Origin of the sequence: Mycobacterium sp. 1245801.1 (genome assembly GCF_001673055.1) — a bacterium.
GTDB lineage: Bacteria > Actinomycetota > Actinomycetes > Mycobacteriales > Mycobacteriaceae > Mycobacterium > Mycobacterium europaeum_A.
In genome coordinates, this window is record NZ_LZKY01000201.1 from 1 (window position 1) to 12913 (window position 12913).

General features: G+C 69.4%; 3 protein-coding genes. 1 reads left to right on the forward strand and 2 read right to left on the reverse strand.

Annotated features, from left to right (window positions below; genetic code table 11):
- On the reverse strand, window positions 1-10745 hold a 10745-nt coding region (locus tag A5622_RS12660; protein WP_156752941.1), incomplete at its 3' end, for a non-ribosomal peptide synthetase.
- Between the two features lie 53 nt (window positions 10746-10798).
- Window positions 10799-11026: an MbtH family protein gene (locus tag A5622_RS28215; RefSeq protein WP_067142077.1), complete on the reverse strand. Its 228-nt coding sequence runs from the start codon at window positions 11024-11026 to the stop codon at window positions 10799-10801.
- 1211 nt (window positions 11027-12237) lie between these two features.
- Here A5622_RS28215 and A5622_RS12665 point away from each other — a divergent pair.
- A partial coding sequence (locus A5622_RS12665) for a GAP family protein (protein WP_066878833.1) occupies window positions 12238-12913 on the forward strand: 676 nt, incomplete at its 3' end.

The window sequence follows — 12913 nt, forward strand, 5'->3', positions numbered from 1 at the left end:
TCGAACAGCTGCGCGACGTTGTGTTGGGTGACCGCAACGCCTTTGGGCACACCGGTGGTGCCGGACGTGTAGATCACATGCGCCACATCAGCCGGCGACGGCGCCGGCGGCGGGGTGCTCGGCTGGGCCGCCACCGCCGGGTCGGCCACATCGATGACCACCCCACCAAACCCCTCGAGCCGATCCACCAGCTCGGCGGTGGTGACCGCGACCCTCGGGGCGGCATCGGTGAGCATGAACTCCACCCGCGCGCCCGGCAGCGCCGGGTCGATCGGCAGATACGCCGCCCCGGATTTGAGCACCGCCAGGATCGCCACGATCGCCTCGGCCGACCGCGAAAACAGCAGCGCGACAAACTCACCCGGGCCCGCGCCGGACTCGACCAGCAGATGCGCTAACCGATTGGCCGCCTCGTCGAGCTCCCGATAGGACATGGACCGGTCCTCGAACGTCACCGCCACGGCGTCCGGGGTGCGCGCCGCCTGCGCGGCGAAGAGTCCGGCAACGGTCACCGGCTCCATCGGGTCGGCCAACACGGCCTGGTTGCCCCACGCGGCCAGCCGGGCGTGCTCGGTGGTGTCCAGCAGGTCCACCGACGACAACCGGCGCTCCGGCTCGGCGGTGACGGCCGCCAGCAGCCGCTGCAGCCGTTCGATCATCGCCTCGACGGTGTCCGCGTCGTATACGTCGGTGCGGTACTCCGCCGTCACCGCGATGCCGGCGCGCTGACCGGACTCGGTGAACCGTTCGGCCAGCGAGAACGTCAGGTCCATGCGAGCGGTGTTGGTGTGCAACGGCATCGGGGTGACCTGCAGGTCACCCAGCGCCAGCCCGCCCGCGGGCGCGGTGACCTCGCCGGGGAAGTTCTCCCAACCCAGCAGCACCTGGATCAGCGGGTGGTGGGCCATGCTCCTGGTGGGGTTGAGCCGTTCCACCAGCAGTTCGAAGGGGACGTCCTGGTGCTCGAAGGCGGCCAGGCTGCGCCGCCGCACCTGGGCCAGCAGCTCGGCGAACGTCGGATCGCCCGCCACGTCGACGCGCAGCACCAGGGTGTTGACGAAGAACCCGATCAGCTCGTCGAGCGCGCGTTCGGAGCGCCCGGCGATCGGGAAGCCCACCGCCACATCGGTACTGGCGCTGATCTTGGACAGCAGGGCGGCGAACGCCGCCTGAATCACCATGAAGGGGGTCGCGTTGTGTTCGCGGGCCACCCGCTGCACCTGTTGCTGCAGCTCCGCCGGCCAGTCCGCCGCCAATCGGGCGCCGCGGTGGTCGGCCACCTGCGGGTAGGGCCGGTCGGTGGGTAGCTGCAGGCGTTCGGGCAGCCCGGCCAACGCGTCGGTCCAGTAGTCGAGCTGCGCGGCGATGCGGCTACCGCTGTCGTCCACGTCGCCGAGATACGTGCGCTGCCACAGCGTGTAATCCACGTACTGCACCGCCAGCGGGGCCCAGTCGGGGGCGTGTCCCGCGCACCGGCTGGCGTATGCCACCCCCAGGTCGCGCGCGAACGGGGTGATCGACCAGCCGTCGGCGGCGATGTGGTGCACCGCGACCACCAGCTGGTGTTCGGTGTCGGTGACGGTGAAAAGCTCTGTGTGCAGCGGGCTTTCGCTCGACAGGTCGAACGCGTACTGGGCCGCGGCGGCCATGCGCTCGCGCAGCCGGTCCTCCGGCCAGCCGCGGGCATTGACGACCTCGCAGGCGAAGCCGATCTGGTCGGCGGGGATCACCACCTGCTGCGGGATTCCGTCGGCCGCGGCGAACACCGTGCGCAGGCTTTCGTGGCGGCCCACGACGTCGGCCAGCGCCGCGGCCAGCGCACCGGTGTCCAGATCCCCGCGCAGCCGCAGCGCCACGGTGACGTTGTAAATCGGTGACGGGCCCTGGAATTGGTCGATGAACCACAGCCGGGTCTGGGCGAACGACAGCGGGATCACCGCCGGGCGCTCCCCCGCCACCAGGGGCTCCGGCCGGTCGCCGTCGCCGCCGGCCAGCAGCGCCAGTTCGGCGGCCGTCGGCGCCTCGAAGACGGCCCGCACACCGAGGTCGGAGTTCAGGCTGGTGTTCACCGCGGCGATCAGGCGCATCGCCGACAGCGAATCCCCGCCCAGATCGAAGAACGAGTCGTCGACGCCCACCCGCTCCAGGCCGAGCACCTGGGCGTAGATGCCGACCAGGATCTCCTCGGCCGCGGTGGCCGGGGCGCGGTAGCGGTCCACGTCCTGGTATTCCGGCTCCGGAAGGGCCTTGCGGTCGAGCTTGCCCGACGAGGTCATCGGGAATTCCTCAAGCGCCACAATGTGTGTCGGCACCATGTATTCCGGCAGCCACGCGCTGAGCCGCTCGCGCACCTCGCCGATCTTGGTGTTGGTCCGGGGGTCGTTGGCGTGGCTGGTGCGCCGCCGGGACCCGGTGGGGGGCAGGTAGACGTCGGTCAGGGGCGCGGCGTAGTTGGGGTCGCCGGTGTCGACGAAAACGGCGCTGAGGGTGCCGGGTACCGCACCCCAGGTGACCGCGACGCGATACCCGGCGGCCTCGCCGATGCGGTGCACCTCTTCGGCGACGGCGGCGCCCGACACGGCGTCGGCGGCCGCGAGCGCGTCGGCCACGGGTTGCCCCTCGGCGAGCGCCGTTTCGACGCGAACGTCCGCGATGACCCCGGCGTGCGGGATGTCGGTGACGCGCACAACGGCGGGACGCTGGGACGCCAGCACGTCGCCCAGCCCGTCCGAGCCCGCGCATTCGGTCCACGACCAGGTGGGTGCGTCGCCCACCGAGCGCACCGCCGCGGGCGCTTTGCGGATGACGACGTCGTACCGGTAGCGGTTGAGTTCGTTGTCGGCGAAGCCGCGTTTGACTTCGATGTCGACGCCGCCGGCCGACGGGCAGCTGACCGCCCAGGTGGTGAAAAACTCTGGCGCCAACAGCAATTCGGTCTCGCCGAGCATGGCGTGGCGGACGCGCTGACGGATGTCGGCGGCCTCGGTGGCGGCGGCGCCGCCGCGCGACAGCGCGATCGCGGTCTGGAATGCGCCCTGCAGGCTGTGGTTTCGCACGTCACCGATGAACACGGCCCCGCCGGGGGCCAGCAGCTCCATGGCGTTGTCGATGACCTCGGCCAGATAGCCCGCGTTCGGGAAATACTGGACGACCGAGTTGAGGATGATGGTGTCGAAGTGGCCGCGGGGCAGCCCGTCGGTGACATGGGCCGGCTGGGTCCGCAGCTGGACCCGGTCGCGCCAGGGCAGCTGCAGCTGCTCCATTGAGCGGGCCAGGTTCTCGATGGCCACCGGGGAGAAATCGGTGGCCAGATATTCGTCGCAGTGCGGGGCGAGCTGCGACAGCAGCAGCCCCGAGCCGGCGCCGATCTCGAGCACGCGTCGCGGTCGCAGGTCCGTGATCCGGTCCACCGTGGCGGCCCGCCACTCGATCATCTCCGCGAGCGGGATCGGGTCGCCGGTGTAGCTGCTGTTCCAGCCGCGGAAGTCCATGCCGAACCGCGACTCGAGGTCGGCGCCGTAGAGATCGTCGTAAAGGTGTTGCCACTCTTCGACGTTGTCCTCGTCGTGGTCGGCGCCGATGGTGTGGTCGAGCGTGACATAGGCGACCAGATGCGAGCCGGTGGCGCTGTCCAGCACGGTGACGGCGGCCTGGGTGACCTGCGGGCAGGCCAGCAGGGTGTTCTCGATTTCGCCCAGCTCGATGCGCTGGCCGCGCAGTTTGATCTGGCTGTCGGCGCGCCCGACGAAGTCCAGGTCCCCGTCGCGCGTCCAGCGCACCAGGTCGCCGGTGCGGTACATGCGGTCCCCGGGGCCGCCAAATGGGTTGGCCACGAAGCGTTCCGCGGTCAGGTCCACCCGGCCCATGTAGCCGTGCGCCAGCGCCGGCCCGCTCACGTACAGCTCGCCCACCACGCCGACGGGAACCGGCTTCAGCCAGGCGTCGAGCACCACCGCGCACACGCCCGGCAGCGGGGTGCCGATGCGAACCGGCCCCTCGGCCGACAGCGGCGCGCTGAGGGTGACCCAGATGGTGGTCTCGCTCGGGCCGTAGACGTTGAACATCCGCCGACCGGGCGCCCAGGCGGCGACCAATTCCTTCGGGCAGGCCTCGCCGCCGACCATCAGCTTGTCGAAGCCAGGCAGCCGGGCGCGATCCAGCGACGACAGCACCGTCGGGGTCAGGAACGCCGCGTTGACGCGCTGGCTCTGCAGCAGGGCGGTCAGCGGCTCGCCGGCGTACACCTGCGGTGGCGCCACCACCAGCGCGGCGCCGGCCGCGGCCGCCAGCACCATCTCGCCGACCGACGCGTCGAAGGTCGGCGAGGCCACCATCAGCACCCGGGTGTCGGTGTCCAACTCGGACGCTTCGCATTGCGCCGCAGCCCATCCCAGCAAGCCGGCGTGGCTGGCCAGCACGCCTTTGGGGGCGCCGGTCGAGCCCGACGTGAAGATCGCGTAGGCGCTGTCGCGAGCGGTCAGCGGCGCCAGACGGTCGGCGTCGGTGATCGCCGCGGCGTCGTAGCCGGACAGGTCCAGGCCGTCGATCCGCAGCACGGGGCGCGCCCCGGCGCCGGCGGCCTCGTCGGCGCCACGCGTCAACACGCACACCGCGCCGATGGCGTCCAGCACCGCGGCGACCCGCTCGACCGGATGATCCAGGTCCACCGGCGCGTGGATGCCGCCCGCCTTGACCACGGCCCACCAGGCGACCACCAGTTCCGCGGACCGGCCCACCGCGACGCCCACGGCGCGCTCCGGGCCCACACCCGCGTCAATCAGCTTGCGCGCCAACCGCGTCGACCACTCGTCGAGTTCGCGGTAGGACAGTTCCCGCGCACCGTCGACCACCGCCGGCGCGTCCGGGGCGACCGACAGGGCCGCGGCCAGCAGCTGCGGCGCCACCCCGACCGGCCCGGTGGCACCGGCGCCCGACAGCCGCGTCAGCACCAGCTCGCGCTCGGCGCGGTCCAGCAGTTCGACCTCCGAGAGCCGCCGGGTGGGATCGCTGGTCATCGCCACCAACACACGCTGGAATCGGTCCAGCAGCGAGGCGATGCCGGCGGGGTCGAACACGTCGGCGTCGTATTCGACGTGCAGCCCGAGTTCGCGACCGGGCAGGGCCTCGACGGTCAGTGGGTAGTGGTTGTACTCCCGGTTGGTGAACTCGGCGATGGCCAGCCCATCGGGGCCCAGCGTCATGCCGCTCTCGACGGGGTAGTTCTCGTAGACGAACAGCGTGTCGAAGAGTTGATCGTGACCCGTGACGCGGTGAATTTCGCTGAGCGCGAGGTGCTGGTGCTCGAGCGCGTCGTTGTGGCTGCTCTGCAACTGGGCCAACAGGTCTGCGGTGGTGGTGCTCGCGCGGATGTCGGCGCGTACCGGCACCGTGTTGATCAGCAGCCCCACCATCTGTTCGGCGTCGTCGACCTCCAGTTGGCCGACGCGCGATCGCGGGGTGCCGAAGACGACGTCGTGCTGGCCGGTCAGGGAGGTCAGCACCACGGCCCAGGCCGCCTGCAGGACGGTGCTGACGGTGGTGTGGCAGGAGCGCGCCAGGTCGGTCAGGGCCTCGGTGATTTGCTCAGGCACACAGGACTTTTCGAAACCGCGGTCGCCTTGGCCCAGCCGGTCCTGCGGTCCGACCAGGGTGGGTGTTTCGAAGCCGGACAGCAGCTGGCCCCAGGCGTCCCGGGCGGCGTCGAGGTCTCGATCGGCCAGCCAGGTGAGGAATGCCCGGTAGGAGCCGGCGGCGGGCAGCCGCTGGCCGTAGTAGCTGGTGAAGATTTCCCGCAGCAGGATCGGCAGCGACCAGCCGTCGAGCAGGATGTGATGGTTGGTCAACACGAACCGGTGCCGGCCGGCCGCAGTGCGGATCAGCGCCACACGGAACGCGGCCTGCCCCGACAGGTCGCGCACCGCCGCGCGCTCGGCGGCGCACAGCTGCTCGATCCGCCGGTCGGCGTCGGTACCGTCCAGATCGAGGTACTGCCACTGCACCACCGGATCGGCGGGGATGATCTGGACCGGCTCGTCGTAGCGGTCGCAGAACAGCGCCGCCAGGTGTGGATGCCGGTTGACGACGGTGTGCACGGCGTCGCGCAGGCGGTCGGGGTCAAGCGGCCCGGTGAGGGTGAAGTCGAGCTGCACGGCGTACATGTCGTCGCTGCCCTGCGCGGTGCTGGAGTGAAAGAGCAGTCCCTGTTGCAGCGGGGTCAGCGGCAGGATGTCGGCGATGTGGTGCTGGGTCGCCAGCTCGTCGATCTCGTGCTGGCTCAGCCGGGCCGGCGCGATGTCGGACGGGGTCAGGCCGCCGCCGCCGGCGCGCACATGCGCGCACACGCCGGCCAGGGCCTCGAACCACAGCCGGCTCAACCGGGTGATCTGTGCCGTATCGAGAACCGATGGCGCCCAAGTCCATTCGGCGTGCAGGTGGGGTCCGGTGCCGGTGTCGATGGTGCCGGCGTTGAGCTCGACGGTGTGCATCAGCGGCATCGGCACCGCCGCGGCGGCCCCGATCAGGGACAGGCCCTCCTGGCTGATGCGCCAGCCCTCGCCCGCCGAATCAGACGCCGCGCCTTGGCGTCCCAGGTAGTTGAAGGCGATCGACGGGTCGGGGCCGGCCAGCTCGACCTCGGTGTTGAGGTAGCGCAGCAATCCGTAGGTCAGCGGATCCGGCAGGGCGCGCAGCTGCTCTTTGGCGTGTTTGATCACCGCGCCCAGCGCGGGGTCACCGGCCACCACCTGGGCCCACTCGAGCCCGGCCACGCCCAGTGCCACCGGGTATTTGGTGGTGAACCAACCGACGGTGCGGGACAGGTCGATGTCCGCGGCCAGTTCCTCGTGCCGCCCGTGGCCCTCGACGTCGATGCCGATCGCGTCGACGCCACCCAGGAATTCCGCCCAGGCCAGGCCGAACGCGATCAGCAGGATGTCCTGGATGCCGGCGTGGAACGCGGTCGGCACGTCGCCGATCAGCGCGCCGGTCGTCTCGGCATCCAGTTCCACCGACAACCGCCCGGCTGAGGCGTAGGTATCCACCTCGGGGCTGGCCGCCGGCAGCGCGGGGGGCGTGGCGGTCACCTTCTTCCAGGCACCCAGCTTGCTGACGACCTCGGGGCGATGCGCGTGCTCGGCCAGCACCGCCGACCACCGGGCGAACGACGTTCCCGCCGACGCCAGCTCCACCGGCTGCCCCGCGCTGTGCAGCGCCCAGGCAATGTTGAGGTCTTCCAACAGGATCCACCACGACACGGCGTCGACGGCCAGGTGGTGAATGATCACGGCCAACTGGCCGGTGGCCTCGAGCCACAGCGCGCTCAGCATCACCCCGGCGGCCGGCTCCAGCCGAGCCCGCGCGTCGGCCAGCGCCTCGTCGGACAGCTCGTCCACCGATCGCAGGCAGTCCTGCGCCCGCACTGACCCGGGCTCGGGCACCCGCAGCGACCAACCGCCGGCCTCGTCGTCATCGACGCGCAGCCGCAGCATGGCGTGCCGATCCACCAAGGCCTGCAACACGATTGCGACGTCGGCCTCGGTCACCCCGGCCGGGGCCTGGACCATGACGGTCTGGTTGAACTGATCGATCGGGCCGCCGGCGCTTTCGATGTCGCGCAGCCACCGCATGATCGGGGTGGCCAGCACCGGGCCGACGCCCTCGTCGACGACCTCGGCGGCCCCGTCGCTGACGCCGGCCACCCGGGCCAGCCGGGCCACGGTCTGTTCGACGAAGACGTCTCGTGGCCGGCACGTCAGGCCGGCGGCGCGCGCTCGCGCCACGACTTGCAGCGACAGGATGCTGTCGCCGCCCAGTTCGAAGAACGACTCGTCCACGCCGACCCGCTGCACGCCGAGCACCTCGGCGTAGATGCCCGCCAGGATTTCCTCGACGGCGTTGCTCGGCGCGCGATACTCGCCCGCGCTGTATTCGGGCATCGGCAGAGCGCGGGTGTCCAGCTTGCCGTTGGCCGTGAGCGGCAGCGCGTCCAGGCCGACCACCGCGGCCGGCACCAGGTGCGCCGGGAGCCGGTCGGCCAGCGCGGTGCGCGCCTCGGCCGGGTCGGCGGTCCCGGTTAGGTAGCCCACCAGACGTTTGTCGCCGGGCCGGTCCTCGCGGACGATCACCACGGCCTGCTCGACACCGTCGAGTGCGGCCAGCGCGGCCTGGACCTCGCCGAGTTCGATGCGGTAGCCGCGGATCTTCACCTGCTCGTCGGCGCGGCCCAGGTAGCGCAGCTGACCGTCGGCATCCCAGCACGCCAGGTCGCCGGTGCGGTACATCCGGGCGCCCGGCGCGCCGAACGGGCACGCCACGAACCGCGAGGCCGTCAGCCCGGCCCGGCCCACATACCCGGCGGCCACCCCGTCACCGGCCACATACAGCTCACCGATGACGCCCGGCGGGAGCGGACGCATCCAGCCGTCGAGCACGAACAGGGCGGCGCCGTCCACCGGGGACCCGATCGGCGGTATGCCGGATCCCGGCCGCAGCGGGGCGCTGATCGCCACACACATGGTGGTCTCGGTCGGGCCGTAGGCGTTGACCATCACCCGGCCGGGCGCCCACTGGTCCACCACCTCGGCCGGGCAGGCCTCGCCGACCACCGCCAGCGCCACCGACTCCAGCCCCTTCGGCGACAGCATCGCCACCGCCGACGGGGTCTGCGTCAACACGGTGACCTCCTCGGTCACCAGCACGTCGTGGAACTCGTCGGGGGAACGGGTTATGTCTTCGGACACCACCACCACGCGGCCGCCGCGCAGCAGCGCGCCGAAGATCTCCCAAACCGACACGTCGAAGGCATACGAGTGGCACTGCGACCACACGCCGGCGGCGGGCAGGCCCGCGTCCAGCGAACCGATCAGCTGCGTCACGTTGCGATGAGTCACCACAACGCCTTTGGGGACGCCCGTGGTGCCCGAGGTGTAGATCAGGTAGGCGATATCGGCCGGGTCGGGCACCGACAGCGCCGTCGCGGGCCGGGCGTCGATGCGCGGATCGTTGACGTCGACGACGGTAGTGCCGAGGCCGTCGAACCGCTGCGCCAGATCGGCGGTCGTCACCACGGCGACCGGCTGCGCGTCGGCAAGCATGAATTCGATCCGCGTCCCCGGCGACGACGGGTCGATCGGCAGGTAGGCCGCCCCGGTCTTGAGCACCGCGAGGATACTCGCGACCGCCTCGGCGGACCGCGAAAACATCAGCGCCACAGTCTGTCCCGGGCCAGCGCCGTGGGCCACCAGGTGATGCGCCAACCGGTTCGACGCCGCATCGAGTTCGCGGTACGTCACCGATGCGCCCTCGCACGCCAGCGCCACCGCCTGCGGCGCCCGGCTCACCTGCGCGGCGAACAACTCGGGCACCGACATCGGCGCGGTCGCCGAATCGGTCAAAACCGCTGTGTTGCCAACCTCTTTCAACCGGGCACGTTCGTCGGCATGCAGCACGTCCAACGACGACAACTGCCGGTCCGGACCGGCGGCGATGGTCGCCAGAATCCGCTGCAGCCGCTCCCCCAGATCCGAGACGTCGAAGTTGGCGAAGGGTTGCCCGGTGCCGACCGTGCTCAGGAACTGCTGATCGCCGAATCCGAGGAAAAACAGCCCGAAATGGCCCACCGGGCCGAAGCTGGTGTACTTCGCGGTCGCCGGGACGTCGCCCAGGCTGAGCGTAAGGCGCGCCGGCACGAAGTTGACGACGACGCGGTTGGGCGCCTGCCTGGGTCCGTTGAAGTGGCCTTCGCCGTCCAGCGTGCGCGTCGGAAACTGCTGATGCCGCAACGCTTCTCGTGACCGCGCATCGACCTGCCGGCAGAAGTCGGCAAACGTCGTGTCCGGCGCAGCCTTCAGCACCAGCGGCACCACCCCGGCGAGCATGCCGGGATGCGTCTTGGACTCCGGATCGACTCGCCTGCTGACCGGGAAGTCGAGCACGACCTCGTCCGAGCCGTCGGCCGACCAACCGCGGACCAGCAGTGCGCACGCCGCCGTGAGCACCGAGGACCGGCGGATGCGCAGCGCCTTGGACAGCTCCTTGACCTTGCCGATGACGGCCTCGTCCAATTGGACTGGCGGAGAAGGCGAATACGGGTCCCGCCCATCGTCGGCGACCGTCGACGGGTAGTCCGCCCCGGCGCCCGATGGCCGGTGAGAGGCCCAATATTCCTGATCCTCAACGAATTTGGGAGATATCTCGTACTCCAACTCGCCGCTGGCGAGGTCGTGCAGCGACCCGAAGAAGGCGGGCGGAATCGGTTTCCCGGACGCAAGCGCGGAGTAGATCGCCGCGATCCGCCGGCCCACCAGGGCGATGCCCATCCCATCGATGGCGATGTGATGGCAGGTGGTGAACCAGTAGTACTCGTCGGGCGCGGTCCGGAACAGCGCGAACTTGATCATCGGGCCGGTGAGCGGCATCGGCGTCCGCTGAATCGACGCGGCGGTTTCGCGAACTTCCCGCTCCGGATCGCGTGAGTCGGTCAGGTCATAGAAGACCAGATCGACATCGTCGTACTCGACGGCCTTTTGGAAGACCTGGCCGTCCACCTCGAAGAACGAAGCCCGCAGGCTCTCAGCCTCATTGACCACATGTCGCATAGCCTCGTGCAACAAACCGGTGTCGATGGCGCCCTGGATATGGACGAGGACACCCAGCTGCCAAGCCACATCAAAGTAGCCCGTTTGCAGCGCCAGCCAGATGTCGAGCTGACCCCGCGTCACCGGAACAGCCCGGTCAACACGCTCCACTAAACGCCCCCCACCAAGAGTTCGACCCCGAAACCCTTCATACCGACACCGGTCTAATGATCACAAACCGGCGCGGTCAGCGTGTCGCGCAGACTTTTCGCCCGTATATCGGGCCAGGCTTCTTCGATGTAGTGCAGGCATGTGGCGCGGTCGGCTTCCCCAAAAACTACCCTCCAACCGGCGGGAATGACAGCGAAGGTCGGCCAAAGACTGTGCTGTTCTTCATTATTGACCAAGACGAAAAATTGGCCGTTGTCGTCATCGAACGGATTGAGCGACACCGATGGACCCCCTAACACCCGAGACGTAGATTTACCAAGCCGTGCTGCGGATAACCCCGAATATCGTTGCGGCGCTTGAGGATTGATCCGTCAAGCCCGGCCCGTATGTCGATCTGCCCAGGCGCCCGGCGTCAGCGCCGGTGAGCTCGGACGGCGGGGGCGGCGCGACGACATCATGGTCGCGGTGACCATTCCGGCACCTCGCCGACAGATAGCGTTCATCGGCAGTGCACTCCGCATGAGCTACCACTGCGACCGTCGGCGTCGCGATCCACGGAATCGACAATACCCAGCCAATACTGTGCCAAACATATGAATTCCGTTCTTGCATAACCGATCCGCAGTCATACTACTGTGCGCACCGATTTTTGCTGCTTAGCAAAAGTAACGTGTCATGGGTGCGCCAGGTGCACCTCCACTTCCCGAACGCGACGCCGGGTGCGATTTCGCTTGTCGACGCTGACCAGCGATCTTTGCCGCCATCCGCGGCCGAAAACCTCGCTTACGCATTCGCAAAATATTTGCCGGTGCGGTCGGCATGCGTCCAGTGCCGGCGCGTGACACCGGGACCACCGATTGAGTTCGGGTAGGCGTCCAGCCCGAGCGCTTTCAGCTGCGCGTTTGTGACTCTGCACTGGGGACCCCGGCCAGCAGGACGCGACGTAGCATCCGGCTGCCACCATGCAAAAACGTACGGACGCTTGCTAAAACGCGGCCGGCGGCGTGGCGAACCACTGATGGCGACCCCGGCCGCGCCATAGCTACACAGAGCCGAACCGGCCCACCGTGGCTGCCCCATCGCCTGTCCTCATCATTCGGATGTCGCCGAGTCGAATCCGCGCCTCAAGCCAGCCTCGCACGATTTGCCAGGGGCCGCTCAGCGCCATCCACGCGGGGCCGTAAACAGGCACGTTGTGATTGATGTCACGGCCATCCGGCACGGAAGATGTTCGCCGGTGCTCGGGCGTCGGCCCGGTCCGCTACCTCCGATGCGCGGCTTCGGCGATCCGAGCCGGGCGACGGTTCGGCACGCGGACCCCTCTCTCACCTGCCGCGCTGTCGTCGAGCGCCGAGCCCGAATCCGTTGACCACAACCGGGTTTGGCGCACACAGCGGATTCATAGCCGACTTTGCGGCACGCAAATACTCGAGTGCGTACTCGGGGAATGGCGGCGTTTAGACGCCGCCATCGACGGGTAGAGCCCCGAACCATGTGGGGGTCAGTGCTGGGCTTGGGGATCCTGGCTGCGCTCAATCCGGTCCGCCTCGGCCTCGCCTTATTGATGATCTCTCGACCGCGTCCCGGGGCGAGCCTGCTCGCCTACTGGCTCGGCGGATTGACGATATGCATACCCGAGTTGCTCGTCCCGCTGCTGCTGCTGAACTTCACGCCGATGTTCGCACACCTCGCGCACGGTTCGGCGTCCCCGTCGACGAGCTCGGCCCTCGGCAGGATTCAGATCGGCCTCGGTGTGGTCGTCCTGTCGGTCGCCGCACTGATGACGGTCCGCTTCCTCACCCGCCGACGGACACGCCAACCCGCGCCTGACGCCGACCGCACGCCGGAACTGTCGATGGTCTCGGGTGCACCGATCGCAATGCCGCGGCTGCTGACGCGGGTCCAGGAGGCGCCGGCCGACGACCCCTCCCGATTCCGGCGCCTGCTCGGCCGCGTCCACAGCGCCTGGGAAAGCGGGGCGTCGTGGGTGGCGTGGGTGATCGGCATCATCTCGGTGCCGGTCGACGGCGTCCTGTTCATCGTGGCGATCATCGCGGCCTCGGGTGCATCGGTGAGCGCGCAGGCCGGCGCGTCCGTCGCATTCGTCATGCTGATGTACGCCGTCGTCGAGATCATCCTGGTCGGCTACCTCGTCAGGCCGGCGCGAA